This window comes from Burkholderia sp. Bp9004 (assembly GCF_003858025.1).
In the GTDB taxonomy this organism is placed as follows: Bacteria; Pseudomonadota; Gammaproteobacteria; order Burkholderiales; family Burkholderiaceae; genus Burkholderia; species Burkholderia diffusa.
This window is the reverse complement of record NZ_QTQD01000027.1, coordinates 11,696-36,954: the sequence shown is the minus strand read 5'-3', so window position 1 is coordinate 36,954 and position 25,259 is coordinate 11,696. Positions and strand designations below refer to the sequence as shown.

The following is a 25,259-nucleotide window of genomic DNA, read 5'->3' as shown; positions in this document are numbered from 1 at the left end:
CCAATGACAATGAAGAATCGATCGAATGCTCGCGCGGGCGAGCGAGGGCAAGCCACGCTTCACCGCCGGCATGCGCGGCGCGCGAATCTGCGATCCGTCATGATGTTGGCAGTGCTCACGATCTCGCCGATGGCCGCGCATGCCGCCGGCTTCGATTGCGCGAAAGCCGCTTCGCCGACCGAGAAGGCCATCTGTGCGGACGCCGGGCTGTCGTCGCTCGACGGCGAACTGGCGGCTGCGTGGAAGAGGGTGCTCACGAAAGGCGGCGATACGGCCGCGCTGAAGGCCGCGCAGCTGAAATGGCTCAAGCAGCGCGATCGCTGCGGCAACGATGCGCCGTGCCTCGGCGAGCGCTATCGCGAGCGGCTCGCGAGCCTGAACGGCACACCGCTTGCCCCCGATCGGTGGCAGCAGACGTGGTATCGCGACAGCGCGAACCCGTCGTTCGGCGGCGTGCTGACGTTCACCGGCACGGCACCGCGTCTTCACTTCGAATTGGGCGGCAACAACGGCGCGAATACCGGCGGTCTCAGCGGCGATATCGAACTGCACGGCGACAGCGGCACGTTTCGCCAGGATCGATGCCGGCTCGATTTCAGCCGCAAGGGCGGGCGCGTGCAGGTCGCGCAGCAGGGCGGCGATGCCGATTGCGGCGCCGGTGCGGGCGTTGTGTATTCGGGCGACTACGTGACGGCGTCGAAGGCGCAGGCGAGTCAGGCGCCGGATCTCGTGACCCTGAAGGTGCTGGCCGATGCGCGGGAGAACGCGATCGCGCACAAGCTGCTCGGCGCCGATTATCAGACGCTCGTCGACACGGTCAATTCCAGCGCGGACGAACAGGATCTCGACGGCCTGAATGCCGGCGTGAAGTCGTACTGGGTACGCGGCATCGCGACGACGAACGCCGCGATCGTGATGCGCCGGGGCACCGATCTGTGGATCGGTCTGCTCGTGTTCGATGCGCAAGACAAGGTGCGGATGCGCTATTACACCAGCGTGCCGGCGTGGAAAAAGACCGTGCCGAAGACCATTCGCGCATGGCACGACAATCTCGACAAGACGCTGCCGGTCGATTTGATGTGATCCGGCAGCCTGGCGCGCCGGCCGATGTGCCCGGCCGCAATAATGTGTTTGTTACGTGACAATTGTCCACTACATAGCGACAGCCAATCTTGTTTCGGCGGATTGATGATTTCCGGTGAGACAGTAGACTGCACCCGTGCTTCGCCAGAACCGCACCGCAGCGCGCCATGACGGCGCGACCGGACGGATTCTTCGGCAGCGGGCCGGCCGGCCCGCAGTTCGATCGTGCGAGGCGGGTTCGTTGCCGATCCGTGGGTTCGCCGTTGCGGCGGCCATCGGCACCGAATGCGTCAAACCGTCAATTCAAGGTGATTGCTATGCGTTACGTTTCGCTGGAGTCGAAGAAGGACGAGCTGCTGCTGGCGGCTCGCGTGCTGATGATGATCCTGTTCGTGCTGTTCGGCTGGCAGAAGCTGAACGGCTTCTCGGGCACGGTCGCGTACATGGCATCGACGGGCGCACCGTCGCCCGAGCTGTCGGCGGTGATCGCGGTGGCGGTCGAGCTGGTCGGCGGCGCGCTGATCGCGGTCGGGTTCTATACGCGTCCGCTCGCGCTGGTGTTCGCGGTCTATACGCTCGCGACCGCGTTGATCGGGCATCGCTACTGGGCGCTGCAGGGCATGGACCAGTACCTCGCGATGATCAACTTCTACAAGAACATCAGCATCATCGGCGGCCTGCTGTTGCTCGCGGTGAGCGGGCCGGGGCGCTATTCGTTCGACCGGAAGTAAGCGGGCGCGAGACTTCGTGCCGCACGACGGGCCCGGTGCGCGCAATCGCGCACCGGGCCTTGTTTTCATCGATCACACGTCGTCGACGTGCGATCGAAATCGACATCGGCCGCATGTTCTCGTATAGATTGGGGGCCCTCATCCCCTTTCATCGTTGGCTACCGTGTCGCATCCGACCATCCTCCTCATCGGCGCGTCCGGCCTGCTCGGCCGCGCGGTTGCCGCATCGCTGTCCCGCGAATCGTCGCTGACGCCGATCGGAACGATCCGCAATCCGGACACCGCGGGCGCACGGCGGCTCGCTTTGCCGCCGGAAAACGTCGTCCGGCTCGACGCGCTCGATCAGCCGGCGCTCGAACACCTCTTTGCAACCCGTCGCCCGGCCGCCGTGATCATCTGTGCTGCCGAACGTCGCCCGGACGTCTGTGAACGCGACCCCGCGGCCGCGCGTGCGATCAACGTCGACGCACTGGCCCGCATCGGCGCGCTCGCGGCGTACTACGGCGCGTGGGCGCTCGGCATCTCCACCGACTACGTATTTGACGGCAAGGCTGCGCCGTACCGCGAAGACGCCGCGCCGAACCCGCTGAACATCTACGGCCGTACCAAGCTGGAAGGCGAGGCCGCATTGCTCGCCGCGTCGCCGCTTGCCTGCGTGCTGCGGCTGCCGTTGCTCTACGGCCCGATTGTCGACTGGCGCGAGTCGGCCGTCACGAGCCTCGTGCCGGCGATCGTCGCGTCCGCGCGACCGGGCGCGGACGCAGTCGGGATGGACGCATGGGCGATCCGCTATCCGACCTACACGCCCGACGTCGCGGCGGTCATCCGCGACCTGACGCTGCGCCATCTCGCGGGCTCGCCCGTCACGGGCATCCGTCATTGGTCGGGCGAGGAGCCGATGACGAAGTACGACATCGCGCAGCGGATCGCGGCCGCGCTCGGCGTCGACGCGGCGCTCGCGCCGATCGACACGCCGGCCGATGCGACGCCGCGTCCGTACGATTGCCACCTGGATGCATCGCGCGTGCGCGCACTCGGGATCGATCATGCGACGCCGTTCGCGACAGGGCTGCAAGCCGTGCTGCGCGACGCGCCGCGGCTGCCGTAAGCGCGTCGGGTTGCATGGTGTGGCGTCGCACCGCGATGCCGCGACGCGTGGCAGCGGCCGCTCATCGCCGGTGCAAAGCAAGACTCGCCACCGCGCAACATTCCCGTTTGGCGGGAAGCGTCAGGGCCGCGTGGCGGTGTGTCCGGTTCGCCGACGCCCTGACGCATTCGAAAAATCACGAGAGCAAGAGAGGACCCATCGTGACGTGTCTTCGTCTCGGATGCGATCGCGCGCGCGACCTCGCGCGTGCCCGCTCCGGGCGAGGCCGACAGCTTTCTTGCCGCGTCGCCCGGAGAAGTGGAACGTTACGTCATCCATATCGATGTCGACACGTTCCATGCGCTGCGACTCGACGAGCACGGATTTTCCGCAGCCGGATTCACAAGACTGCGAACCGCGTGCGACCGTCTTCGGTCCGCGCCGACAATGCAACCCGGGCGACGATGCTGAATGACATGGCCGACGTCGGTGTGTCGCCGATCGCGTTCAGCGAACCGATCGCGCGGCGGGTACCCGTGTCTCGCGCTCGACTGGCTGTCCGACCGCTAGCGAGTCGATGCGCACGGCAGCGGCTCTCCGCTGCATCCACTACACGCGCGCGTGCAGCTTCGGCACGCAAACCGCCGCACCGGCGTCGACGCTCGCCGGCTGGCGCAGGCAAGTGTGCGCCGGACCGCAAAAGTCCTCGAACATGACGGATGCGCACTGCTATCATTCGCGCCATGCCGCGCCTGTGCCCGGGTGCGGCGCCAGGTGGCGAGGAGGTCGCCACCGATGGCTCGCCGCGCGCTTGGACGCGGCGCGTCATGTGTTGCGTGCCGATCCCGTGCGGTTTTCGACGACGGCGTGGCGTTCGGCACACTTCGAAAATCTTACAGGTCCAGGCCAACGAGTCACATATCGCAACACCGATTGGCGGAACTTCGTGATAGGTTCGGCCATCGGAGGTTTTTTGAATAAAAACATGCCCAAAGAGGATGAATACATGACCCAGGCTCTGCGGGATCTCGAAGCGCAACTTCGGGACCTGAATATCAAGCTGTCGGAAGCCAAGCAGAAGGAGAAGCAAGCCGCGCTCGCGGCATTCAAGGAGCAGGTCGAGTTGTTGGGCATCTCGCAGCAGGAAGTGCTGAGCGCCCTCGGCTACATCGTCCAGCGAAAACGCAAGGCGCCTGCCAAGTATTACGATCCGACGACCGGCCGCTCGTGGTCGGGCCGTGGCCCGCGACCCAAATGGCTCGAAGGCAAGGATCTCGATACGCTGCTCGTCGATCGCGAAGCCAAAACCTGGTGGCCCGGCGACGATCAGGGTTGAGGCTGCACCGCACCGGCACCGCTCCGGTGTCGTTCGACCCGCGCCGGAGGCGACGTCGGCCTCGCAACACCCGCTTCATCGCGTTCTTTTGGTGTCCCGCCTGACTGCGGGATCGCCGGCTTCAATATCTTTCAGATTCATTTCATGCGCTGCCTGCTTCCATTCCCGGAAGCGGGCCGCGCGGCGCTTTCCGCGTGTGCGTCCGGCGCCCGTCATGCGCGGGAACAGGCTTTAGAATGTCGCCCGGACATTTCCGGCAGGACACCATGGCAGCAAACATGAAATCTTCGGCGCTTGGCGATCCGGCGGCGCCGCGCGACGAGCAGGTCGGGGCATACGCGTGGAAGGCGCTGGCCGGTTCGGCGATCGGCTATGCGATGGACGGCTTTGACCTGCTGATCCTCGGCTTCATGCTGCCGGCGATCACGGCGGCATTGCAGCTGACGCCCGGGCAGGGCGGCGCGCTCGTCACGTGGACGCTGATCGGCGCCGTCGCTGGTGGCATTCTGTTCGGTGCCCTGAGCGATCGTTACGGCCGCGTGCGCGTACTGACCTGGACGATCATGCTGTTCGCGGTCTTCACCGGCCTGTGCGCGTTCGCTCAGGGTTTCCGGGATCTGCTCGTGTATCGGACCATCGCGGGCATCGGCCTCGGCGGCGAGTTCGGAATCGGCATGGCGCTCGCGGCCGAAGCGTGGCCGGCGAGCAAGCGGGCACGCGTCTCGTGCTACGTCGCGCTCGGCTGGCAGGCCGGCGTGCTGCTCGCCGCGCTGCTGACGCCGATGCTGCTGCTCCATGTCGGCTGGCGCGGGATGTTCGTGGTCGGCGTGCTGCCCGCGCTACTCGCGTGGATGCTGCGCAACCGGCTGCACGAACCGGAAGTCTTCGTGCAGCGCGTGACGCGGCCGCGCGCCAACGCGTTCCGGATGCTCGTCGCCGACGCCCGCACCGCGCGCACGAGTCTCGGCATCGTGATCCTGTGCTCGGTCCAGAACTTCGGCTACTACGGGATCATGATCTGGCTGCCGACCTTTCTGTCGAAGCAGATGGGCTTCTCGCTGACGAAGTCGGGGTTATGGACGGCGGCGACCGTCGTCGGGATGATGATCGGCGTCTGGGTGTTCGGGCAGCTCGCCGATCGCATCGGCCGCAAGCCGACGTTCCTGCTGTACCAGCTCGGTTCGGTCGTGACGGTCATCGTGTATGCGCGGCTGTCGGATCCGACGGCGATGCTGTGGGCCGGCGCGCTGATGGGGATGTTCGTCAACGGGATGGTCGGCGGCTACGGCACGCTGATGTCCGAAGGCTATCCGACCGCCGCGCGCGCGACCGCGCAGAACGTGCTGTGGAACATCGGCCGCGCGGTCGGCGGCTTCGGGCCGGTGGCGGTTGGCGCGCTGGCCGCGAACTACTCGTACCAGACGGCGATCGCGCTGCTCGCCGGCCTCTACGTGCTCGACATGGTCGCGACGCTGTTCCTGATCCCGGAACTCAAGGGCGTCGAACTCGAATGATGCTGCGCGGCGCGCGCCGGGTTTCGCGACCCGGCGCCTCGGCACGGTTCAATTCAATTTCATCACCGGAATTCACGATGCAACGCAACAACCGAACGATCGGCGTGATGGGCTCGGGCAAGGAACCATGGCTCGCGTTTTCCGAGCCGCTCGGCGCATGGCTCGCGCAGGCCGGCTTCAACCTGCTGACGGGTGGCGGCCAGGGCGTGATGCTGGCGGTCGCGCGCGCATTCGTCGGCGTGCCGGGGCGGGCCGGCCGGTCGATCGGCATCGTGCCGACGCAGCCCGATCCGCACGCGGGCTTCGTGCCGCTCGACGGCTATCCGCATCCGTTCGTCGAGATCCCGATCCTCACGCCGCTGCCGCGCCGCGAACCGGGCGCCGATCCGCACACCATCAACCGGAACTACGTGAACGTGCTGAGCAGCGACCTGATCGTCGCGCTGCCCGGCGGGCACGGGACGGCCGAGGAGATCGCGCTCGCGCAGCGCTGGCGCAAGCCGCTCATCTGCCTCGGGCCGGACGGCGAGTTTCGGGAACGCGCCGCGGGCGCGACGTGCACGTCGTCGCTCGACGACGTGATCCGGTTCATCGACGCAACATTTGCTGCGGCGTTGCCGTATGCGGAGCGGGCGCAGGGATAGTGGCCGTGGCCGTCGCGCCGTTGCCCGACGCGAGCTGCCCCGTCAGCGCCCGGTCTTCAGTTGCGCCCACAACCGGTTCTGGAGCCGGCGAATCTCGGGCGGCATCGGCTTGAGCAGCGTCATCTTGCTCAGTACCTCGTCGGCCGGATAGACCGACGGATCGCGCGCGATCGCGGGCTTCACGAAGGATGTCTCAGGATTTTCCCTAGTCATTCGAGTGCCGATGGGTCCGGTCGGCGAATATGAGCGCACGGGGCATGCGTGACATGCGCCGGTCGGAATGCCGCTGACGTGATGAGAATATTCGACAGATTGCCGGGCGGCATTTGCCGCATGCGCGGCTCGCGAGCGAAGTCGCGAATATCGACCGCGACGCGAAGAAATGCGTGTGCAGTCGTCAAGCGACCCGGATCCCCAGATTCTCGATCAGCATCGCGGCCTGGTCATACGAGATGGTCGCGCCGCGCAGCACGCCCGACGCGAGCAGCTTCGGCGTGCCGCCGAGCTCCACGTCGCGCAGGTCGGCTCCATCGAACCGGACGTCGTTCAGATGCGCGTTGCGCAGGCTGCCGCCTTCGAACACGGCGTCGCGAAAGTCCGTGCCGGCGAGATCGGCATCCGAGAAGTCGAGCGCCACGAGGCGCGTCTTCCGGAACGAGAAACGGCGCAGGCTCGCGCCGACCAGCAGCGTGTTCGAGAATTCGATGCCGAGCGACTTGCATTCCTCGAAGTCGGCGCCGGTGAGCCTGCATTCGTCGAAGCGTGCGGAGCCGAGCTTGCTGCGGCGCCAGCTCGTGTTGTTGAGATCGCAGGACTGAAACTGCGCGTCCTCGATATCGGCCGACGCGAAGCTCGCCTGGCGCGCGCGGCAGCGAATCCACGCGGTCTGCGCGAGCGTCGCGCCGACGAACGACGCTTCCGCGAGCGCGCAGCGCTCGAACCGCACGCCGCGCAAATCGAGCCGCGACAGGTCCGCGCCTTCGAGGTCGCAGTCTTCGAGACGAATCGGCGCGGGCGAGCCTTCGACGAGAAGCAGCAGGTCGGCGCGATCGAGTGTTCGGCCGGAGACGGAAGCTCCGCAAGTCGTCATGGAGAAATCCAGTGTGAGTTGAAAGGTTCGTGGCCGGTATCGGATGGCATCGACCGGGTTGCGCGACATCGCGCGCGCTGCCGTTCAGCGCGCCGCCTTCATCCTGGCCGCGACCGGCTTGCCGGCCGGCTCGCGCCGGAACGTCCACAGGATGCGCATCTGCGCGCGCATTGCCTGCTCGTCAGCCGGAATCAGGGAGTACGCCAGCGCGATGCGGCTGATCAGCGCGATGACGTCGTCAAGTGCGGGCACCTGCGCGCCGTGCAGGGCAGCGTATTCGCGGTACGGCTGTTCCAGCACGCGTTGCCACATCGGCGCGACGTTCTCGACGATGTAGCCGAACACTTCCGTCGAGACGCTCGTGGCGAGATAGTTGTGGTGAAAGCCGCCGTGATGACGATCGCGGTAGCGCACCGCGAAGCACACGCTTTCCGCGCAATAGGCCTCGAAGTCGTGCTCGAAGCCGGTGAGCGCGCGCTGCATCTCGTCGAAGAAAGCGGCATTCTCGACGCCGATCACGCCCTGGATCAGTTCCTTCTTCGTGCCGAAATAGCGGTACAGCGTGCGTCGAGAAATGTTCGCGCGACGTGCGACGTCGTCGATCGACAGACGGTCGATCCCGTGCTCGATCATCGCGTCGAGCGTCGCGCGCAGGATTGCATTTCGCCCGTCGTTGACACTGTCCATCCTGCTGGCGTCACCCCAGCGCAGTTGCCGATCCATTCTTTTCCTCGATGCCGTGCGTTGCGCGGCGTGTGCCGGTGTGCCGACCGAATGCGTCGGTTTGGAATTCTCGCACACTTTGTCACAAATTAATTGGTATGTGACATAGCGTTGGACGCATCAACCCGCCCGGCGCGTTCTTGAGCGGCGGGCGCGAGACGCCGGATTCGCGCGCTTTCGTGCATCATGCGGTTGCATCGGCCCGTCGAGCAGCAGGGCCGTGCGAATCATTGCGTCCGCAACCGATCCGGAGAACCGACCGCCATGCATTCGAATCTCTTTCGCCTTCGTCGCGCCCGCCTGCTCGCCGCGCTGACGCTCGTCACCACTGCCGTCGCCGCGCACGCGGCCGACTGGATCGTGTCCGGCAACGACGGCAAGTACCAGCGCGTCGAAGGGCGCGATACCTATCTCGCGTCGCCGCCCGCCGACACGCTGACGCTGCTCGACGCGAGCGTATTTCCGCCGAAGGTCGCGTTGCAGGTCGATGTCGAGAACGGCATCCAGGGGCCGCCGCAGGCCGTCGCGATCGCGCCGGGCGCAAAGCTCGTGCTGGTCGGCGCGCCGACGCGCTACGACATGAACGAGAAGCAGCTCGTGTACGACACGTTCCTGCAGGTCGTGGACCTCGATGCGTCGCCGCCGGCGATCACGCGTATCGAACTCGGCACGCACCCGCAGGGGGTCGTGATCGACCGATCGGGCCGGCTCGCGCTGGTGGCGAACCTCGACGGCAGCGTGTCGATCCTGCGGATCGACGGGACGCAGGTGACGCTCGACGGCAACCTGAAGATCGGCAAGAAGCGGCTCGCGGGGATCAGCTTCACGCACGATGGCAAGCATGCGCTCGTGTCGCTGCGCGACGAGCAGGGCGTCGCGGTGCTGAACGTCGACGACGGCAAGGTGACCGACAGCGGCACACGACTGAGCACGGGCGTCGCGCCCTATACGATCGACGTGTCGAGCGACAATCGCTGGGCCGTCGTGAGCAACGTCGGCCTCGCGGGGCTGCCGGGCTACACGGGCACGCTCGCGGGCGATGCGGATTCGGTCGCGTTGATCGACGTGTCGCGCACGCCGTTCCGCACGGTCCAGTACCTGACGGTGCCGTCGCTGCCGGAGGGCGTCGCGATCTCGCCGAACGGGAAGTGGATCGCCGTGCAGGCGATGGACGGCTCGAACCTGACGGCCGACAACCCGGGCCGCCGCAAGCTCGGCAAGGTGGTGCTGTTCGAGATCCGCGACGGTCGTGCGGTGCAGACGAGTGAAGTGCCGGGCGGCGAAGCCGCGCAGGGCATCGTGTTTACCGCCGATAGCCGGCACGTGATCGTGCAGTTCAACGTCGAGCGCCAGCTCGCGCTGTATGCGGTCGAAGGCGGCAAGCTGCGCGATACGGGCAAGCGCATTGCGCTGTCGGGCGGGCCGTCGTCGTTGAGGACGTTGCCGCGGTGATGTGTTGAAGCGTTGACGGGCTGGTCGATGCGCGCATCGAGCCGGTCCGGGATGCGGGGCTGCGCACGCAGCTCGACGCTGCGGCGCTGGCGACGGTCAGCCGCCTTCCGCAAGCCGGACGGCTCGCGCCGCTACGCGTCGCGCAGCGCCAGCCGTTCGCGCCCGCGGGTCATTGACCGAGCAACGCCGGCAGGTTGCCTTCATAAAGATGAACGCCCACGTGGACGGTCTTGAACCACGAACACGCATACAGCTTGCCTCCGCACATCCGCCATTTCCTGCAGAAAGACAGATCCTCCGACAGCGAGCGGCCGTCGGGTTCCCTCAGGAATTCGAAATGCTCGTACATGGTGGTCGAATTCGGCGACAGGTTTTGATAGCTCGGCGGGAACTGGACCTTCGTCTCGGGAAAAGCTTGCGCCATCTTCTCGAACACGCCGCGCGCGATCATCATCAGACCGGCGCCGCCCGAGTGGATTTCGGAAACCGAATCGAGCTGGATCCGGGGCGCGGAACCGTCCACCGCATACACGGTCTGGCTGTAATCGGAGCTGAACAAGGCGAGCCGTTCGGGCGGTGCCGACGGATCCGAGCGCGCGGCCTCGGCGACCGCCGGCCAGTTGATGCTCTTGGACGGATACAGCCCGAGCATCACGTCGTGCTGCTGTTCGAACATCCGGATCACGTCGCTGCCGCGAAAGCCGATGTCCGCATCGATGAACATCATGTGCGACAGGCCGCTATGCAGGAAACGCTCGACCGCGACGTTTCGTTGCTGATGCAACAATGCAGTGCCGCTCACGTAGAAGTATTCGAACGCGAGGCCGGCATTCAGGCACGCACGCTGAAGCTCCAGCAACCCGTTCACGTAGGGCAGATAGCACATGCCACCGTAAGCGGGCGTGGCGACGAAAATGCCTTGTTTCATGGTCGGATGGCGTTCGTGGGTGATTGCCGTGTTCGCACTGCGCGAGGATGACGATTCCGACCAGCATCTTACGCTGCGTCACGGCCCGCCGGTCGGCATTTTTCAGCGCAGCGGCAAATCGCGTCGCTGCACGCGCCGTCGCCGTTACGGACGCAACAGGTCGAATCCGCCGAATACGACCACGCCGCTAAGCGCAATCATCGCGACCGAATGCTGGCCGAAATAGAGAATCGCGGCTGCGAGCCACGTGGTCAGGCAGAAGGCGCCGATGCGGGCCATCGTGAGTTCCTCGAAATGCGTGATGAAGGGCGTGCGTGCCGGAGTCGGCGCGTCGTCATGTCGATGCGGGCGCGGGGCTCGCGCATCGACGGCGCCGGAGGGCATCGCGTATCGGGCCCGACGGGGCGGGCGCTAACGCGGGGGTAGCCCGCGAGGCCTTGCCGGAAGCAGCCGGTGTGCTGCGGCAGCAGGCCAGCGGGCGATTTTACCAGCGTCGACGGTCGGCTAATCTGGCCCCTTCGCGACAATCGACCGTACGCGCTTGGCAACCGCCGCTTCAAGGCACTTCGGAAGTCGGGGCTAAAGTTTTATCTGACGAATACCGTAAACAAGTTGCAAGGTATTCCCTGTTCAACCAACCCGAGTTGCACACTCATTACGGACCGACACGATGCAGATCGATCTTTCTTCCGCCGCTCAAACTTCGCTTGCCACCGGTCAGGCGACTGCCAACCCGTCCGGCACCGGTGCCGCGTCGTCGTCGACGGGCAGCGCCGCGCCGGCAGGCGGCGCGGGGCAGACGCAGGGCGCGTCGGGATCCTCGGCCGAGGATCCGGCAGTCAGGCAGCTCAAGCAACTCATCGAGCGCTTGCAGAAACAGCTCGCGCAAGTGCAGCAGCAAATGGCGGCCGCCGCGCAGCGCGCGAAGAACGATCCGGCCGCGGCGATCGAGCAGCAGACGCTGAGCGCGGAAGCCAGTACGATCTCCGCCGCGCTGTCGACGGCGATCGCGCAGCTCGCGCAGGCGATCCAGAAGTCGGGCGGCTCGACGTCCGGCGGGCTGGTGTCGACGCAGGCCTGACGGCACGGCGCCGCATCGTCCCGCCGCGCGCGCACGCGTCGCGGCACGCCACCCCGCGCATTACAATCCGAAGCTCGTCTCCCTCGAAAGGACGGCAGAACGATGAATGCGGAATTCACCGACGACGATCTCGTCCGCTTCGACGCGCAAGGCGGCACGCCGCTGCCGGCGGCCGACACCGAAGGATGGCTGGACCACGACGGCGCGCGCATCTGGCACGCGTCGTTCGGCCATGGCGCGCCGGTCGTGCTGCTGCACGGCGGCCTCGGTCACGGCGGCAACTGGGGTAACCAGGTGCCGGCATTGCTCGCGGCCGGCTACCGGGCGATCGTGATCGACAGCCGCGGCCACGGTCGCAGCACGCGCGACGATCGCCCTTATTCCTACGAACGCATGGCCTCCGACGTGCTCGCGGTGCTCGATGCGCTGCGCATCGGGCGCGCACGCTTCGTCGGCTGGAGCGACGGCGCGTGCGTGTCGCTCGTGCTGGCTGCCCGCGCGCCGGAGCGTGCGGCGGGCGTGTTCTTCTTTGCGTGCAACATGGATCCGGGCGGCGCAAAGGAGATGGTGCCGGGCCCGCTGATCGACCGCTGCTTCGCGCGGCACCGCAAGGACTACGTGCGGCTGTCCGCGACGCCGGGCGAGTTCGATGCGTTCGTCGCGGCCGTCAGCGAAATGATGCGCACGCAACCGGATTACAGCGCGGCCGACCTCGCGGCGATCGCCGTGCCGGTCGCGATCGTGCAGGGCGAGCACGACGAATTCATCCGCCCCGACCATGCAGCGTATCTCGCACACACGATTCCGGGCGCGACGCTGACGATCCTGCCGGACGTGAGCCACTTCGCGCCGCTGCAGCGGCCGGCGCGCTTCAACGCCGCGATGCTGGCATTTCTCGACCGGTTGCCGGACTGACGTCCGCATGGCCGGTTCACGCGCCGCATAAGATTTTCTTTAGGCTCGCGCAAAATTTCATCGATTGTTGGCAAGCGGCCGGCGGGCGATAGTCCTGCTCGACAGGCCGGCTGCCCACGGTCCTCGCGCGGCGCGGCCGGACCTGTTGTTCACGCAACCATCATAAAATCGAAGGAACCGCAATCATGCGATTCAACGCGATCCGCATCGCCGCGACCCTGTTCGTCGCCGCGTGCGCCGCTGCCATGGCTGGCCGCGCGGCCGCTGCCACGCAGGACGAAATTCACGACACCGTGACCCGCCACGTCGCGCCGCTGATGAAGCAGTTTGCCATTCCCGGCATGGCGATCGGCGTCGTCATCGACGGCAACCCTTATGTGTTCGACTACGGCGTGATGTCGACGCAAACCGGCAAGCCGGTGACCGGCGACACGCTGTTCGAGATCGGCTCCGTCAGCAAGACGCTGACCGCGACGCTTGCGGCGAACGCGCAGGAAGGCGGCGAGCTGTCGCTCTCGGACCCGGCCGGCAAGTACCTCCCCGCGCTGCAGGGCAAGCCGTTCGGCGTCGTCACGCTGCTCAATCTCGGCACGCATACGCCCGGCGGAATGCCGCTGCAGGTGCCGGACAGCATCCGCGACGACGCGGACCTGATGCGTTATCTCGACGCGTGGCGGCCTGCATACGCGCCGGGCACGCGTCGCACGTACTCGAACGTCGCGATCGGAATGCTCGGTTTTCTCACCGCGAAGGCGATGCACGAAGACTTCACAGTGCTGATGGAACAGCGGCTGTTCCCCGCGCTCGGGATGACGCATACCTACATCGACGTGCCCGCCGCACGCCAGGCCGATTATGCGCAGGGTTATACGCAGGACGGCAAGCCGATCCGGATGACCGGCGGCATGCTGTGGCAGCCTGCGTACGGCGTCAGGACGACGGCGGCCGACCTGCTGCGCTTCGTGCAGGCGAACATGGGGCTCGTCGAAACGTCGCCGCGGCTGCAGCGCGCGCTCGAACGCACGCATACCGGCTATTTCCGTGCGGGCCCGTTCACGCAGGACCTGATCTGGGAACAGTATCCGTATCCGGTCGCGTTGCCGACGCTGCTCGCGGGGAATGCGCCGCCGATGCTCCACAACGCGACACCCGCGACCGAACTCGAGCCGCCGCTCGCGCCGCGCGCGGACACGTGGATCAACAAGACGGGGTCGACCAACGGCTTCAGCGCCTATGTCGCGTTCGTTCCCGCGAAGCAGATCGCGATCGTGATGCTCGCGAACCGCAGCTTCCCGATCGAGGATCGCGTGAAGACCGCGTACCGGATCGTCGAGTCGCTGCACGGCAAGCCATAACCTGAGTCGCGTCGGCCCGCGTGGTCCGGCAACTGGACCGGACGAGTGCGCGAACCGCCGGCAGGCAAGGGCATGCGCGGCCGGCGCCGCTGAGTGGGTTCGGTCGCCGCACAGCGAGACGGGACCCGCGCTTCCTCTCACGCCAGTGCTTGCGACGATCGCCTTGATCTTGCTGCGCATGGTGCCAATGCGCACGCCGTGCGTGCCGCTGCCGATGTCGGTCGTGATGGCCATTTCCGCACGCATGAGCGTGCCTTGGATATCCCCATTCCCAGGTTGCCGCACGTGCCGCATCGCGCGGATGCGGTGCGATCGATTCCAGCAGGCATCCTCAATATTGGGGATGCCGTCGCGAGGCGGAGCATCTACGATCGTCAACGAAGGATCGCAGTGCGGATGCAACCGACGCGGCACAACGGCGACGTTTCGAAGGCCGCGCGGGAATGATCCGATGATATGAACTAAATCGTTGCGCGGATCGGCGGTGTTCTGACACAGAGCGCGCGTACCGTGACGGGAAGCGAGTACGACGTGTTCCCCGAAGAGACCATGCGGTGACGCGGCGATGACGACAGGCCAGGGCAGTGTTGCGGGGGGTATCGATCAGATGCTCACGAGAGACTATGTGGAGCGCGAGCTCTCTCATATCGAGAGAATGGTCGCGCTGCTGGAAAGCGATGCCGATAGCGGCGATGCGGCGATGCCGTGTGCGATGCGTGTGAGTCGTCCGAGTTACTGGCGCGGGCGGATCGAAGCGCTGCTGGCGATCCCCGACATGCCGCGCCATGTGACGGAACTCGCCAATGGCCTGCTCGCGAAGATCGACGGGATGGAGTCGCGCCTGGCGACGGTGAAACCCTGACCGAGTGGGCGCACGCCACGGATGCGTGAAGCGCATCCGGCCTTTATCTATTATCGAGATAGTCCATATTCCGGATATCGCGTTGCGGGATAGCGCGTGCCGCCGCCAAACTTGCGCAAAATCAATTCCACCCGGAGACATTCATGCGTACGCAAGTCGGCATCATCGGCGCGGGGCCCGCGGGCCTGCTCCTTTCCCATCTTCTTCATCTGCGCGGCATCGAGTCGGTCGTTCTGGAGTCGCGCAGTCGCGAACAGATCGAGTCCACCATTCGCGCCGGCGTGCTCGAACAAGGCACGATGGACGTGTTGACCGAAGCCGGCGTCGGCGACCGGATGAAAGCGGAAGGCGCGCTGCATCACGGCTTCGAACTCGCGTTCGAAGGCAAGCGCCGCCGCATCGATCTCACCGAACTGACCGGCAAGGCGATTACCGTCTACGCGCAGCACGAGGTGCTCAAGGATCTCGTGGCCGCGCGTGTCGCGGCCGGCGGTGCGCCGTACTTCAACGTATCCGGGACGACGATTTCCGGCATCGAGACCAATGCACCGTCGATCCGCTTCGTGCACGACGGTGTCGAACAGACGCTCGACTGCGATTTCGTGATCGGCTGCGACGGCTCGCAGGGCGTGTCGCGTACGATGATCCCAGCCGAATTGCGGCAGGACTACGAACGGGTCTTTCCGTTTGGCTGGTTCGGCATTCTCGTCGAAGCGCCGCCGTCGTCGGACGAACTGATCTATGCGCGCCACGAGCGCGGCTTCGCGCTCGTGAGCACGCGTTCGCCGAACGTGCAGCGCATGTATTTCCAGTGTGACCCGAAGGATTCGGTCGACAACTGGTCCGACGATCGTATCTGGGCGGAGATGCATGCGCGTGTCGATTCCGCCGACGGCCAGCGGATCGTGGAAGGCCGGATCTTCCAGAAGAACATCGTCGGCATGCGCAGCTTCGTGTCGACGACGATGCAGCACGGCCGGCTGTTCCTCGCCGGCGATGCCGCGCATATCGTGCCGCCGACCGGCGCGAAGGGCCTTAATCTCGCGGTGTCCGACGTGCGCATCCTGACGTCCGCGTTGCAGGCGTTCTATGACGAAGACCGCACCGATCTGCTCGACGCATACAGCGAAACCGCGCTGCGCCGGATCTGGCGCGCCGAACACTTCTCGTACTGGATGACGCGCATGATGCATCGTCTCGACGACGCGTCGCCGTTCGAGCAGCGTTTGCAGGTCGCGGAGCTCGAGCACGTGACGACGTCGCGCCCGGCGGCGATGGCGATGGCGGAAAACTACGTCGGCGCCGTCGCGGTCTGACGTGCCGCTAGCGGGTCGGCTGTTCCGGTCGCGACACCCCGGCGTCGCGACCGGCTCCACCGGCTGAATCGGGCCGGTTCAAGACTGGCCGGGCATCAGCTCGCGATGGGCCGATTCCCTGAATTCGCCCGGTGTCTGGCTGGTCTGCTTGCGGAAATAACGGCTGAAGTACGCGCTGTCCGCAAAGCCCATCTCGTGCGCAATCTGCTTTACGCTCAGATTCGAATAAACCAGCTCGCGTTGCGCTTCTCGAATCAGATGCGCGTTGACGACCGCCGTCGTCGAAATCCCCAGCTCCTCGCGGCAGACGCGCGCAAGCTGCGCGGCCGTCACGCCGAGCCGCTCCGCATAGAATTCCACCGGTCGATGCTCTCGAAAATGCGCGTCGATCAGCTCGCGAAAACGTCGCAGCAGCGTCCCGCGCCGGTCGATGCCGGCATGCGACGGCGCTGCCGCGAGATCGCTCAAGCGCGCGACATGCACGACCAGCGCGACGAGCAGCGCCATCCCGGCCGCGCCGCGGCCGCGTGACGTGCTGCGGAATTCCTGTTCGAGCAACGCGAACAGCGGCATCAGCATCGACACGCTCGCGTCCGGCCCCTTGACCGGAATCATCGCCGCACGTTGCAGGGTCGACAGCGCGCCCGGCGCGACCGTCTTGACCAGCTTTTCCAGCGCGTGCTGCACGACCGTGACCACGAGGCCGTCGATTTGCGGCGAGAACTCGAAAGCATGGACCGTCTGCGCGGGCAGCAGCACGAGGCACGGCGGCGCGAACGTGTGCTTCCCGCTCTCGATCACGACATGCCCGTGCCCGCCGCGGATGTACAAAATCTGCAATAGCGCATCGTGGCGGTGCGCGGCGATATGCCAGTCGTTCGGCCGGCTGCGCTCCGGTATCCATTCGAAGTTGAACGCGTCGTACCAAGGCGGACGAGCCGATTCGCCATACAGATCGTAGTTAGGGATTCTCCTCATGCCGCGCGGCCTCCTGTGTACAAATTGTCCTGTTGCTTGCGGCGTTTGTCCAGTTTTCGCGCGATGCGCGCTTCTATACTTTTCTCATCGACGTAGCGCTTGCAACTGACGCATCGCGCGACGTTCCGGCAGCGTATGCCGGATCGATCCGGACATTTCAAGCCTATTTAAAGAGGAAACCTAATGATATCGCAAGCAGATACCCGACAGGCGGACTGGCTTCGTCTCGACGGGCAGGTGTGTGTCGTGACGGGGGCGGCGGGCGGCATCGGTACATCGATTGTCGAAGCGCTCGTGGCAGCCGGTGCGCGGGTCGCGTTGCTCGACCGTGACGCGGACAGGACGATCGCCGTCGCGGAGCGGTTGCGGACGGCAGGCGGCGATGTCGTCGCGATCGGATGTGACATTGGCGACGCGGCGAGCGTGAGCCAGGCCGCGGGACGCGTCGAGCGCGATTTCGGTCCCGTCGACGTACTCGTGAACAACGCCGGCCTGTTGCGTGCCGGCGGCATCGAGACGATCAGCCTGGACGCATGGAACGCGATGCTGCAGGTCAATCTCACCGGCTACATGCTCTGCTCGCAGGCGTTCGGCCGCGCGATGCTGGCACGCGGCTCGGGCTCGATGGTGCATGTCGCGTCCATTGCGGCGCGCTACCCGCAGACACATAGCGGTGCATACAGCGCGAGCAAGGCAGCGGTCGCGATGCTCGCGCGGCAGCTGGCGGCGGAGTGGGGGCCGCGTGGCATCCGCAGCAATACGGTGTGCCCGGGGATGATCCGCACGCCGCTGTCCGAAGCGTTCTATCAGAGCGGCGACATCCAGGCGCGACGCAGCGCGATGACCGCGAGCCGGCGCATCGGCCGCCCCGACGACATCGGGAACGTCGTCGCCTTTCTCGCGAGCCCGCGCGCCGCGTATGTGAACGGGGCGGAACTGGTGGTCGACGGTGGACTCGACGCGATGCTGATGGATCTCGTTCCGCGGCCTGGCTATGAGGCCGGTGCCGGCGCAAGGTAGTTCAACGACATTGCCGCGCGTGATGCAGACACGCCGCGTTCAGCGGCGTGGCGGCGCGGCTGTTCCATCCATGGAGGAAGACATGATGAACGATCGGCATCGTTCGAAGCACGTCACGTGCGATCTGCTCGTGATCGGATCGGGAGCGGGCGGCCTGTCCACCGCGATTACCGCGCGCAAGGCCGGCCTCGACGTGATCGTCGTCGAGAAGGACGCGTGCTTCGGCGGCACGACCGCGTTTTCCGGCGGCGTGCTGTGGATCCCCGGCAATCGCCACGCGAGTGCAAACGACGTGCGCGATACGCGCGAGGCGGCACGCACGTATTTGCGCGGCGAAACGGGCGCGTTCCGTGACGACGCGGCAATCGAGGCCTTTCTCGAGCACGGCCCGCGCATGCTCGAATTCTTCGAGCGCGAAACGGACGTGAAATTCGTCCCGACGCTGTATCCCGACTATCACCCGGACCAGCCAGGCGGAGTCGACATCGGCCGCTCGGTCGTCGCCGCGCCGTACGACGCGCGGCGGCTCGGGCAGGATCTCGAGCGCCTGCGTCCGCCGTTGAAGACGATCACGTTTATCGGGATGATGTTCAATTCGTCGAATGCGGATCTGAAGCATTTCTTCAACGCAACGCGCTCGCTCAAGTCCGCGTGGTACGTGACGAAGCGGCTCGCCGCGCATCTGAAGGATCTCGCGTTGTACCGGCGCGGCGTGCAGATCACGAGCGGCAACGCGCTCGCTGCACGACTCGCGAAGTCGGCGCTGGACCTCGGGATCCCGATCCTGACGAACACGCCCGCACGTGAACTGGTGACCGACGGAGGCCGAATCGCCGGCGCGACGGTCGGGGCGGATGGCGAGACGTATCGCATTACCGCGCGCCGTGCGGTCGTGCTGGCGAGCGGCGGCTTCTCGCACGACGTCGCGCGAATCGCGCGTGCGTATCCACACGTTGCGCGCGGCGGCGTGCATGTGTCGCCCGTGCCGGCCGGCAACACCGGCGACGGCGCGAAGCTGGCCGAGCAGGCCGGCGGCCGCGTGGAGATTCGCTATCCGCAACCGGCCGCATGGATGCCCGTTTCGCGCGTGCCGCTCGGCGATGGCCGTTTCGGGGTGTTTCCGCATCTCCTCGATCGCTACAAGCCGGGTGTCATCGGCGTGACCCGTCGCGGCACGCGTTTCGCGAACGAATCGAATTCCTACCACGACGTCGGTGCGGCGATGATCGCCGCATGTCGCGACGAGACAGAGACGGCGATGTGGCTCGTGTGCGATCGCGCGACGATCCGCAAATACGGGCTCGGCTTTGCGAAGCCCGCACCGGTGCCGCTCGGGCCGCTGCTGCGCAACGGCTATCTCGTGCAGGGCCGTACGTTGGCGGAACTCGCGCAGCGGGCCGGTATCGATGCGGCGAATCTGGAGGAAACCGTGCGGCGCTACAACCGCGACGCCGCGCGTGGCGAGGATCCCGAATTCGGCCGCGGCACGACGTCGTTCAACCGCTATCTCGGCGACGCGGACCATCGTCCGAATCCGTGCGTGGCACCGCTCGGCGACGGGCCGTATTACGCACTGAAGGTCGTGATGGGCGATCTCGGCACCTTCGACGGAATCCGCACCAACGCGGTCGGGCAGGTGCTGGCAGCCGACGACCGGCCGATCGCCGGCCTGTACGCGGTCGGCAACGATCGCGCCAGCATCATGGGCGGAAACTACCCGGGTGCAGGGATCACGCTCGGTCCGATCATGACGTTCGGCTATCTGAGCGCGCGCCATATCGCGGGGCTCGTCGACCTGACCGGCCTCACCGAACCGACACCGGGCGCTGCCGTGGCGCATCCCGCCGACGCGCGCGCGACCGCGTGAACCCGGAGCACACCATGACTACCGCGAAAGCATTCATCGACCATCGCATCTATACGATCCGCCCGCGCGGCATGGCGGAATTCATCGAGATCTTCGACCGACTCGCGATGCCGATCCAGGTGAAGTATCTCGGCGCGCCCGTCGGCTTCTACATGAGCGACATCGGCGCTTTGAACCAGGTTGTCCACCTGTGGGGCTACGACAGCATCGCCGATTACGACGCGCGGCGCACCGCGCGCGATGCCGATCCGGACTGGCCCGCGTACCTGCAGGCGTCCGGCCATCTGATCGTCGCGCAGGAGAGCCGCATCATCCGCCGCGTCGAGTTACCGAGCCTCCCGTACCTGACGCGCTGAGCCCATGACGACGACACCCCGATACGACATGGACGCCATTCGCATGGAGAGAGTGGCAATGATGACGAGCTGCGCGGACGGCATTGGCGCCGGGGATTCGCCGCCTGGCTGACCTGTGCACGTCACCCGGACGCCGGGCCTACAACGAAACATGAACATGGAGATGTCCGCGTGCGTGCGGCGCATCAGCGCCGTCTTGCACCGGATCGAAGGAGACACACGATGAAAACCCAACCGCGTACGCTCGACGTGCAGTCGTTCATCGACGCCGAGCGCTTTTCCCCCTGCCAGTGGCTGATCCTGATCCTGTGCTTTCTGGTCGTGGCCGCCGACGGCTACGACACGGCCGCGATCGGCTTTATCGCGCCGGCGCTGACCCACGACTGGGGCATCGCGCGCAGCGCGCTCGGCCCGGTGATGAGCGCAGCGCTGGCCGGGCTCGGCATCGGCGCACTCGCCGCCGGCCCCTGCGCCGACCGGCTCGGCCGCAAGACCGTGCTCGTGCTGTCGGTTGCGTGCTTCGGCGCGTGGAGCATGGTGTCCGCGCACGCGCAGTCGATCGAGGCGCTGACCGCCTTTCGCTTCCTGACCGGGCTCGGCCTCGGCGCGGCGATGCCGAACGCCGTCACGCTGATGGCGGAATATGCGCCGGCCCGGATCCGCGGCGTGGCCGTCAACGCGATGTTCTGCGGCTTCTCGTGCGGGCTCGCGGTGGGCGGCATCACGTCGGCATGGCTGATTCCGCACTTCGGCTGGCAAAGCGTGCTGACCGCTGGCGGCATCGGGCCGATCGCGCTGGCGGTCGCGCTCGTGATGTTGTTGCCCGAGTCGGCGCAGTATCTCGCGGCACGACCCGGCACGCATGCGCGCATCGCGCGCATCCTCGCGCGGATCGCACCGAACGAGCGCTTCGACGACCGTGCGTTCGTGGCCGCCGGCGCGCGCCCGCAGGCCGGCGGGGCGTCCGCGCTCGCGCAGGTGCTGTCCGCGCAGTTTCGTTCGCGGACGCTGATGCTGTGGGCGGCCTACTTCATGGGGCTGCTGATCTATTACCTGCTGACCAACTGGATGCCGACGCTGCTTCGCGATGCGGGCTTCAGCGCCGAAGGCGGCGCGCTGATGACGTCGCTGTTCCCGCTGGGCGGCGTGCTCGGCAACCTCGGTGTCGGGTGGCTGATGGATCGCTTCAATCCGAACCGGACGATCGTGATTGCGTATGTCGTCGCAGCGCTGCTGGTGCTCGTGGCGAGCCGCACGATCGGGCATGCCGCGTGGCTCGGCACGCTGATCTTCCTGTGCGGCACCGTGGTGACGAGCGCCGTGACGTCGATGTCGGCCTATGCGGCGAGCCTGTATCCGACGCGTTGCCGCGCGACGGGCGTGGCCTGGATGCTTGGCATCGGACGGATCGGCGGCGTGGCCGGCGCGTTCGCCGGCGCGATGCTGATGGGGTTCGGCTGGCGCTTCGGCGATGTGTTCAGCCTGCTTGCGGTACCGGCGCTCGTCGCGGCCGGTGCGTTGCACGCGATCGGCCGCTGCCGCACGGAACTCACGGAACAGGAGCGCGCGAGCGGCGCGGCCGTGCAGCAACACTGATGCGGCGGATGCCTGCCGAGCGTGTGCGGGCGTGCTGCTTCAGGGCGGGGCGTAGACAAGAAAAAAGCCACGGAGTGATCCGTGGCTTTCCCTTTCCATCACGCAGCCGTGTCATGGCCGCATATTGCACTGCATCGTGCGAGCGCGCTTACGCGATGCTCTTCGACCAGTTCGCGTACCAGTTGCGGAACAGCGTGTACTGCGCTTCCGCGTAGTTGCGTTGCGCGTCGCTCAGTGCATCGGTTTCGTTGAAGTGCAGCGTGTATTCCTTGTCGCCGTTCAACACCATCAGGTGCTTGTAGAACAGGACCAGGTCGCAGCCTTCGTCGAACGAGGACAGCACGGCCAGCGCCGCTTCCAGTTCCTTCGCACGGACGCGTGCCACCGCATCGCCTTGCGCGGCCTTCTTGCACAGGTCGACGAGTTGGAGCACTTCGCGCGGCAGCGCGTTGCCGATGCCGGTGATCGCGCCGGCGGCACCGCAGTTCACGAAGCCGTGGAACACTTGCGTGTCGACGCCGGCCATCAGCGTCACGCTGTCGTCCTGCGACGTGATGTTCTCGGCTGCGTAACGCATGTCGGCCGCACCACCGAATTCCTTGAAGCCGATCAGGTTCGGGTGCTGGCGACGCAGTTCGAAGAACAGGTCGGCACGGGTCGCGAAGCCGTAGTACGGGCTGTTGTAGATCACGGCCGGCAGGTTCGGCGCGGCGTTCAGGATCGCGGCGAAGTGAGCCTTCTGTGCGGCCGGCGATGCGCCGCGCGACAGCACGCGCGGGATCACCATCAGGCCGTGCGCGCCAACCTTCGCGGCATGCGCGGCGTGCGACACGGCTTCCTTCGAGTTCACCGCGCCGGTGCCGACGATCGTCGGGACGCCGGCTTCGACCAGGCGCGCGACGCCTTCCTGGCGCTGCGCTTCGGTCAGCAGCGGCCAATCGCCCATCGAGCCGCAGTACACCACCGCGCGCATGCCGAGTGCCACCAGTTCCTTGCCCTTCTTTACCAGCGCGTCGAAATCCGGCTGACGGTCAGCGGTGCACGGCGTCATCAGGGCCGGAATGGTGCCGGTAAAAATGTTGTCGCTCATCTCGTTTCCTCACATTCAGATAGGGTCAACTGCCATAGCTGGCACAACCTGGGCGGTACGCGCGCTCGCCGTCTCGTCGGTGCTTCACGTGATCCGGATGGCGGCTGGCCACCTCTTGCGTGCCTCGGTGCCGAAACGTTGCCTCCGGTTTCGCCCGAAAGTCAGCCATCGACGAAGGCATTCTAGCCAGTTCGCATATTTTATACAATATAAAATAAAAAGGGCATGACATAGCCCCTGGTTTCGGGGCATCGGGGAGGGCGGCGAACCGCGCCGCGACGGCCTCCGGCGAGGATGGTGGGCGATCCCGGCGAAGGCGGCGCGATGCGCGTCCCGGCTCCACCACCTGATGCCCGCGAATCCCGACCAGCGTTGCGCAAGCCCGTTCCCGTCGCGCTTTCATCTGACCGAAATCCGTTCCCCCGCAGGCTCCCGGAACGGCCGGCGGCGGCTCGCCGACGTGTCGCATTTCCGCCGAAAGCATTTTTGAGATTGCTTGGATTGTGTATTGTATAAAATCTTTCGGCGCGCTTACCCGCGAACCGGCCCGTCAAGGGAAATGGAAGACAACGAGAGGAGATACGGAGATGACAAGTCAGGTCGGCGAGGCAGTCTCGCCTGGTGGTGCGACGGCCGTGCAGGACACGGCGTCGAAACGGGAATTGAAGCGGGTTGTCGCGGCGTCGATGGTCGGATCGGTGGCGGAGTGGTACGAGTTCTTCCTGTATGGAACGGCCTCGGCGCTGGTGTTCGGCACGCACTTCTTCAAGAAGACGGGCAACCCGATCGACGGCCTGCTCGCGGCGTTCGCGCTGTATGCGGTGGGGTTCGCCGCGCGCCCGATCGGCGGGCTGGTGTTCGGCTACTACGGCGACAAGTTCGGCCGCAAGTATCTGCTGCAGGTCAGCCTGATCGTGGTCGGCATCACGACGTTCCTGATGGGCTGCCTGCCGACCTTCGATGCGATCGGCTACTGGGCGCCGGTGCTGCTGGTGTCGCTGCGCCTGATCCAGGGCTTCGCGTTCGGCGGCGAGTGGGGCGGCGCGATCCTGCTGGTCAGCGAGCACAGCCCGGACAACCGCCGCGGCTACTGGGCCAGCTGGCCGCAAGCCGGCGTGCCGGCCGGCAACCTGGTCGCGACCATTATCCTGCTGGTGCTGTCGAGCTCGCTGTCCGAGGCCGACTTCCTTGCGTGGGGCTGGCGCGCGGCGTTCTGGTTCTCGGCGGTGGTCGTGCTGATCGGTTTCTGGATTCGCCGCAAGGTCGACGATGCGCCGATCTTCAAGGAAGCGCAGGCGCGCCGCGCGCAAAAGCAGGAAAGGCAGCTCGGCGTGGGCCACGTGCTGAAGTACCACTGGCGGCAGGTGCTGATCGGCATCGGCGCGCGTTTTGCCGAGAACATCCTGTACTACATGGTCGTCACGTTCTCGCTGACCTATCTGAAGCTGGTCGTCGGCTTCGATACTACGCGGATCCTGAAGCTGATGTTCGCCGCCAACGCGATTCACTTCTTCTTCATCCCGCTGATGGGGCTCATGTCGGACATCGTCGGCCGCAAGCCCGTATATCTGACCGGCGCGGTGCTGACCGCGGGCTGGGGCTTCGTTGCGTTCCCGATGATGGACACCGGCAACGACTGGATCATCATGGCCGCGATCGTGCTCGGCCTGTTCATCGAATCGATGACCTACTCGCCGTACTCGGCGCTGATGACCGAAATGTTCCCGACCAACGTGCGCTATACCGCGCTGTCGCTGTGCTACCAGGTCGCGCCGCTGATGGCCGGCTCGCTCGCGCCGTTGATCGGGCTGTCGTTGCTCGAGCGCTATCACTCGTCGACGCCGATCGCACTGTATCTGGTCGCGGCGGCGGCGATCTCGATCGTTTGCGTGGGCCTCGCGAAGGAAACGCGCGGCAAGTCGCTGCGCGACGTCGATGCCGAGGCGAGCCGGCGCACCCACGCGTGACGTATGCGACCGAAGCCCGGTCGAACGCACCGAAGCCACCCGCGAGGGTGGTTTTTTTTCGGTTCAGCGCGGATTTCCCGGGGAGAGCGGGGAAGACGGTCGGTGGTCTTATACGAATTGCCTGGCGACCTTGACGATCGCGGCCGCGTTCAGGGATTGCACCGGTCTCCTACGGATCGCGAGCGCGCAGCCGCGACCCGCGCCAGAGCGGCGACGCTCCTGCTCGACATGTCGCGTCAGCGCGAAGCCTCGCCGCCGTAGGGCGATG

General features: G+C 66.1%; 23 protein-coding genes and 1 pseudogene. 17 read left to right on the top strand and 7 right to left on the bottom strand.

All coding sequences use genetic code 11. The features are described from left to right. The first annotated feature begins 99 nt into the window (after nucleotides 1-99). The 6 genes from DIE08_RS25555 (at nucleotide 100) to DIE08_RS25525 (ending at nucleotide 6,395) form a co-directional block, all read left to right on the top strand. The gene (locus tag DIE08_RS25555; protein WP_260436563.1) at nucleotides 100-1,083 is read left to right on the top strand and encodes a lysozyme inhibitor LprI family protein; all 984 of its coding nucleotides are present in this window, start codon (nucleotides 100-102) and stop codon (nucleotides 1,081-1,083) included. 317 nt (nucleotides 1,084-1,400) lie between these two features. Continuing rightward, the gene (locus tag DIE08_RS25550) at nucleotides 1,401-1,814 is read left to right on the top strand and encodes a DoxX family protein (RefSeq protein ID WP_059449243.1); all 414 of its coding nucleotides are present in this window, start codon (nucleotides 1,401-1,403) and stop codon (nucleotides 1,812-1,814) included. A 163-nt stretch (nucleotides 1,815-1,977) separates the two neighbouring features. Then, on the top strand, nucleotides 1,978-2,922 hold the full coding sequence (locus DIE08_RS25545; RefSeq protein ID WP_124904231.1) for an SDR family oxidoreductase: 945 nt from the start codon (nucleotides 1,978-1,980) through the stop codon (nucleotides 2,920-2,922). 985 nt (nucleotides 2,923-3,907) lie between these two features. Further along, entirely contained in the window at nucleotides 3,908-4,237 is a 330-nt protein-coding gene (locus tag DIE08_RS25535; protein ID WP_124904229.1) for an H-NS family nucleoid-associated regulatory protein, read from the top strand. Between the two features lie 266 nt (nucleotides 4,238-4,503). After that, a complete protein-coding gene (locus tag DIE08_RS25530; protein ID WP_124904227.1) occupies nucleotides 4,504-5,751 on the top strand; it encodes an MFS transporter in 1,248 nt (415 codons plus the stop codon). Nucleotides 5,752-5,828: 77 nt separating this feature from the next. After that, entirely contained in the window at nucleotides 5,829-6,395 is a 567-nt protein-coding gene (locus DIE08_RS25525) for a DNA-binding protein (RefSeq protein ID WP_124904225.1), read from the top strand. Between the two features lie 42 nt (nucleotides 6,396-6,437). Here DIE08_RS25525 and DIE08_RS25520 read toward each other — a convergent pair. From DIE08_RS25520 to DIE08_RS25510, 3 genes and pseudogenes are all read right to left on the bottom strand, one after another. Then, a pseudogene (locus tag DIE08_RS25520) lies at nucleotides 6,438-6,581 on the bottom strand (polyamine ABC transporter substrate-binding protein); the annotation flags it as partial. A gap of 211 nt (nucleotides 6,582-6,792) precedes the next feature. Continuing rightward, on the bottom strand, nucleotides 6,793-7,485 hold the full coding sequence (locus tag DIE08_RS25515; RefSeq protein WP_124904223.1) for a pentapeptide repeat-containing protein: 693 nt from the start codon (nucleotides 7,483-7,485) through the stop codon (nucleotides 6,793-6,795). 84 nt (nucleotides 7,486-7,569) lie between these two features. After that, the gene (locus DIE08_RS25510; RefSeq protein WP_124904221.1) at nucleotides 7,570-8,208 is read right to left on the bottom strand and encodes a TetR/AcrR family transcriptional regulator; all 639 of its coding nucleotides are present in this window, start codon (nucleotides 8,206-8,208) and stop codon (nucleotides 7,570-7,572) included. Between the two features lie 264 nt (nucleotides 8,209-8,472). Between DIE08_RS25510 and DIE08_RS25505 the strand changes: the two genes are divergently transcribed. Further along, nucleotides 8,473-9,660, top strand: a complete 1,188-nt coding sequence (locus DIE08_RS25505; RefSeq protein ID WP_124904219.1) for a beta-propeller fold lactonase family protein — start codon at nucleotides 8,473-8,475, stop codon at nucleotides 9,658-9,660. 169 nt (nucleotides 9,661-9,829) lie between these two features. On the opposite strand, the gene DIE08_RS25500 is transcribed toward DIE08_RS25505, so the two are convergent. Both DIE08_RS25500 and DIE08_RS36300 read right to left on the bottom strand, forming a co-directional pair. Then, a complete protein-coding gene (locus DIE08_RS25500) occupies nucleotides 9,830-10,588 on the bottom strand; it encodes a hypothetical protein (RefSeq protein WP_124904217.1) in 759 nt (252 codons plus the stop codon). Nucleotides 10,589-10,732: 144 nt separating this feature from the next. Then, the gene (locus DIE08_RS36300; protein ID WP_006750603.1) at nucleotides 10,733-10,867 is read right to left on the bottom strand and encodes a hypothetical protein; all 135 of its coding nucleotides are present in this window, start codon (nucleotides 10,865-10,867) and stop codon (nucleotides 10,733-10,735) included. Nucleotides 10,868-11,258: 391 nt separating this feature from the next. Between DIE08_RS36300 and DIE08_RS25490 the strand changes: the two genes are divergently transcribed. The 5 genes from DIE08_RS25490 (at nucleotide 11,259) to DIE08_RS25470 (ending at nucleotide 16,117) form a co-directional block, all read left to right on the top strand. Beyond that, on the top strand, nucleotides 11,259-11,669 hold the full coding sequence (locus DIE08_RS25490) for a hypothetical protein (protein ID WP_124904215.1): 411 nt from the start codon (nucleotides 11,259-11,261) through the stop codon (nucleotides 11,667-11,669). Between the two features lie 102 nt (nucleotides 11,670-11,771). After that, on the top strand, nucleotides 11,772-12,584 hold the full coding sequence (locus tag DIE08_RS25485) for an alpha/beta fold hydrolase (RefSeq protein WP_124904213.1): 813 nt from the start codon (nucleotides 11,772-11,774) through the stop codon (nucleotides 12,582-12,584). A gap of 185 nt (nucleotides 12,585-12,769) precedes the next feature. Beyond that, on the top strand, nucleotides 12,770-13,939 hold the full coding sequence (gene ampC, locus DIE08_RS25480) for a class C beta-lactamase (protein ID WP_124904211.1): 1,170 nt from the start codon (nucleotides 12,770-12,772) through the stop codon (nucleotides 13,937-13,939). A gap of 607 nt (nucleotides 13,940-14,546) precedes the next feature. Then, nucleotides 14,547-14,801: a hypothetical protein gene (locus DIE08_RS25475; RefSeq protein ID WP_059600841.1), complete on the top strand. Its 255-nt coding sequence runs from the start codon at nucleotides 14,547-14,549 to the stop codon at nucleotides 14,799-14,801. A gap of 143 nt (nucleotides 14,802-14,944) precedes the next feature. Then, nucleotides 14,945-16,117 (top strand): 4-hydroxybenzoate 3-monooxygenase, encoded by a 1,173-nt coding sequence (locus DIE08_RS25470; RefSeq protein ID WP_124904209.1) that lies wholly within the window; start codon nucleotides 14,945-14,947, stop codon nucleotides 16,115-16,117. A 78-nt stretch (nucleotides 16,118-16,195) separates the two neighbouring features. Here DIE08_RS25470 and DIE08_RS25465 read toward each other — a convergent pair whose 3' ends face one another. Then, nucleotides 16,196-17,095, bottom strand: a complete 900-nt coding sequence (locus tag DIE08_RS25465) for a helix-turn-helix domain-containing protein (RefSeq protein ID WP_059600665.1) — start codon at nucleotides 17,093-17,095, stop codon at nucleotides 16,196-16,198. 183 nt (nucleotides 17,096-17,278) lie between these two features. On the opposite strand from DIE08_RS25465, the gene DIE08_RS25460 reads away from it, so the two are divergent. The 4 genes from DIE08_RS25460 (at nucleotide 17,279) to DIE08_RS25445 (ending at nucleotide 21,934) form a co-directional block, all read left to right on the top strand. After that, entirely contained in the window at nucleotides 17,279-18,115 is an 837-nt protein-coding gene (locus DIE08_RS25460) for an SDR family NAD(P)-dependent oxidoreductase (protein WP_124904207.1), read from the top strand. A gap of 85 nt (nucleotides 18,116-18,200) precedes the next feature. Beyond that, nucleotides 18,201-19,982: an FAD-dependent oxidoreductase gene (locus tag DIE08_RS25455; RefSeq protein WP_260436565.1), complete on the top strand. Its 1,782-nt coding sequence runs from the start codon at nucleotides 18,201-18,203 to the stop codon at nucleotides 19,980-19,982. A gap of 14 nt (nucleotides 19,983-19,996) precedes the next feature. Further along, a complete protein-coding gene (locus DIE08_RS25450) occupies nucleotides 19,997-20,338 on the top strand; it encodes an NIPSNAP family protein (protein WP_124904203.1) in 342 nt (113 codons plus the stop codon). Nucleotides 20,339-20,560: 222 nt separating this feature from the next. Next, nucleotides 20,561-21,934 carry an MFS transporter gene (locus DIE08_RS25445; RefSeq protein WP_124629443.1) on the top strand — a complete coding sequence of 458 codons (1,374 nt, stop codon included), beginning with the start codon at nucleotides 20,561-20,563 and terminating at the stop codon, nucleotides 21,932-21,934. 148 nt (nucleotides 21,935-22,082) lie between these two features. Here the strand turns inward: DIE08_RS25445 and DIE08_RS25440 are convergent, their stop codons facing one another. Continuing rightward, the gene (locus DIE08_RS25440) at nucleotides 22,083-23,024 is read right to left on the bottom strand and encodes a dihydrodipicolinate synthase family protein (RefSeq protein ID WP_059525958.1); all 942 of its coding nucleotides are present in this window, start codon (nucleotides 23,022-23,024) and stop codon (nucleotides 22,083-22,085) included. 587 nt (nucleotides 23,025-23,611) lie between these two features. On the opposite strand from DIE08_RS25440, the gene abaF reads away from it, so the two are divergent. Continuing rightward, nucleotides 23,612-24,991, top strand: coding sequence for a fosfomycin efflux MFS transporter AbaF (abaF, locus tag DIE08_RS25435; protein ID WP_124629442.1), 1,380 nt, complete (start codon nucleotides 23,612-23,614; stop codon nucleotides 24,989-24,991). Nucleotides 24,992-25,259 lie beyond the last annotated feature (268 nt).

Coding starts and splice junctions, on each gene's coding strand:
- DIE08_RS25535 (WP_124904229.1), top strand. CDS start 3,908: ATGACCCAGGCTCTGCGGGATCTCGAAGCGCAACTTCGGGACCTGAAT.
- DIE08_RS25460 (WP_124904207.1), top strand. CDS start 17,279: ATGATATCGCAAGCAGATACCCGACAGGCGGACTGGCTTCGTCTCGAC.
- DIE08_RS25475 (WP_059600841.1), top strand. CDS start 14,547: ATGCTCACGAGAGACTATGTGGAGCGCGAGCTCTCTCATATCGAGAGA.
- DIE08_RS25505 (WP_124904219.1), top strand. CDS start 8,473: ATGCATTCGAATCTCTTTCGCCTTCGTCGCGCCCGCCTGCTCGCCGCG.
- DIE08_RS25485 (WP_124904213.1), top strand. CDS start 11,772: ATGAATGCGGAATTCACCGACGACGATCTCGTCCGCTTCGACGCGCAA.
- DIE08_RS25470 (WP_124904209.1), top strand. CDS start 14,945: ATGCGTACGCAAGTCGGCATCATCGGCGCGGGGCCCGCGGGCCTGCTC.
- DIE08_RS25510 (WP_124904221.1), bottom strand. CDS start 8,208: ATGGATCGGCAACTGCGCTGGGGTGACGCCAGCAGGATGGACAGTGTC.
- DIE08_RS36300 (WP_006750603.1), bottom strand. CDS start 10,867: ATGGCCCGCATCGGCGCCTTCTGCCTGACCACGTGGCTCGCAGCCGCG.
- DIE08_RS25550 (WP_059449243.1), top strand. CDS start 1,401: ATGCGTTACGTTTCGCTGGAGTCGAAGAAGGACGAGCTGCTGCTGGCG.
- DIE08_RS25500 (WP_124904217.1), bottom strand. CDS start 10,588: ATGAAACAAGGCATTTTCGTCGCCACGCCCGCTTACGGTGGCATGTGC.
- DIE08_RS25445 (WP_124629443.1), top strand. CDS start 20,561: ATGAAAACCCAACCGCGTACGCTCGACGTGCAGTCGTTCATCGACGCC.
- DIE08_RS25465 (WP_059600665.1), bottom strand. CDS start 17,095: ATGAGGAGAATCCCTAACTACGATCTGTATGGCGAATCGGCTCGTCCG.
- DIE08_RS25450 (WP_124904203.1), top strand. CDS start 19,997: ATGACTACCGCGAAAGCATTCATCGACCATCGCATCTATACGATCCGC.
- DIE08_RS25555 (WP_260436563.1), top strand. CDS start 100: ATGATGTTGGCAGTGCTCACGATCTCGCCGATGGCCGCGCATGCCGCC.
- DIE08_RS25525 (WP_124904225.1), top strand. CDS start 5,829: ATGCAACGCAACAACCGAACGATCGGCGTGATGGGCTCGGGCAAGGAA.
- DIE08_RS25515 (WP_124904223.1), bottom strand. CDS start 7,485: ATGACGACTTGCGGAGCTTCCGTCTCCGGCCGAACACTCGATCGCGCC.
- DIE08_RS25440 (WP_059525958.1), bottom strand. CDS start 23,024: ATGAGCGACAACATTTTTACCGGCACCATTCCGGCCCTGATGACGCCG.
- abaF (WP_124629442.1), top strand. CDS start 23,612: ATGACAAGTCAGGTCGGCGAGGCAGTCTCGCCTGGTGGTGCGACGGCC.
- ampC (WP_124904211.1), top strand. CDS start 12,770: ATGCGATTCAACGCGATCCGCATCGCCGCGACCCTGTTCGTCGCCGCG.
- DIE08_RS25490 (WP_124904215.1), top strand. CDS start 11,259: ATGCAGATCGATCTTTCTTCCGCCGCTCAAACTTCGCTTGCCACCGGT.
- DIE08_RS25530 (WP_124904227.1), top strand. CDS start 4,504: ATGGCAGCAAACATGAAATCTTCGGCGCTTGGCGATCCGGCGGCGCCG.
- DIE08_RS25455 (WP_260436565.1), top strand. CDS start 18,201: ATGAACGATCGGCATCGTTCGAAGCACGTCACGTGCGATCTGCTCGTG.